This is a genomic window from Mesorhizobium sp. M0621 (assembly GCF_040320745.1).
GTDB lineage: Bacteria > Pseudomonadota > Alphaproteobacteria > Rhizobiales > Rhizobiaceae > Mesorhizobium.
Genome location: NZ_JAMYQF010000143.1, coordinates 1 through 614 on the forward strand (window position 1 = coordinate 1; position 614 = coordinate 614).

The window sequence follows — 614 nt, forward strand, 5'->3', positions numbered from 1 at the left end:
GCCACCGTTCTCGAGCAGCGTCAGCGTCAGCGCGGCCGCAAGATCTACAGCCTGCACGCGCACGAGGTGGAATGCATCGGCAAGGGCAAGGCGCACATGCCCTACGAGTTCGGCGTCAAGGTGTCGGTGGCCACCACGCTGAAGCGCTCCAAGGGCGGCCAATTCGCCCTGCATGCAAAAGCACTGCCCGGCAATCCCTATGACGGCCACACGCTGGCAAGCGTCATCCCCGATATCGAAGAGACCATCGGCAACCAGATCGGCCGCATCCTCGCCGACGCCGGCTATCGCGGCCACAACGCACCGCAAAGCCACAGGTTCAGGGTCTTCACCAGTGGCCAGAAACGCCGCGTCACTCCGGCCATCAAATGCCAGATGCGGCGGCGGTCGGCGGTCGAGCCCGTGATCGGCCACATCAAGGCCGAGCACCGCATGGGCCGCAACTACCTCGCCGGCCAGCAGGGCGACGCCGTCAACGCCATCCTGGCCGCCGCCGGCTACAACTTCTCCCTCCTGCTCAGGTGGCTGAAGGGTTTTTTGTCGCTCTTGATCGCTCTGCTCCAACTCCAGCCCAAGCCGGTCGCCGCTTAGGGGCCGCATTGTTCACGGTCGAC

1 protein-coding gene is annotated in these 614 nt (G+C 65.1%); it reads left to right on the forward strand.

Annotation, left to right across the window (positions count from 1 at the left end):
- The coding region (locus NKI38_RS33505) for a transposase (RefSeq protein WP_352665168.1) at positions 1–591 on the forward strand (591 nt) is incomplete at its 5' end.
- Positions 592–614: the final 23 nt, after the last annotated feature.